The following is a 250-nucleotide window of genomic DNA, read 5'->3' as shown; positions in this document are numbered from 1 at the left end:
GTTCAATAAGGAAATCGAAAAAAATAATGGAGAATTTTTATATATGGTTAGCAGTTGGGAAACAAGTTCTTTGGAAATAAAGGATTTTGTTAATAATCTCTTGTATAAAACTAAAGAAATTTTAAAAGAGGATTTTATTGGTTTTTATTTAAAGGTTCTTTGGCGGTGGGGGGATTTAATTCTAAAAGTAGTGATATTGATGTTTTGGTAATAACGAATAAAACACAATGACTGTTAAAAACAGATCCAA

The 250-nt window shown here is 27.2% G+C and carries 1 protein-coding gene; it reads left to right on the top strand.

Annotated elements, in window-relative coordinates; translation table 11 throughout:
* On the top strand, window positions 1-211 hold a 211-nt coding region (locus PGC35_RS22215), incomplete at its 5' end, for a hypothetical protein (RefSeq protein WP_375220735.1).
* Window positions 212-250: the final 39 nt, after the last annotated feature.

This window comes from Psychrobacillus sp. PGGUH221 (genome assembly GCF_042055255.1).
Taxonomy (GTDB): domain Bacteria; phylum Bacillota; class Bacilli; order Bacillales_A; family Planococcaceae; genus Psychrobacillus.
This window is presented reverse-complemented; position numbering and strand designations above follow the sequence as displayed.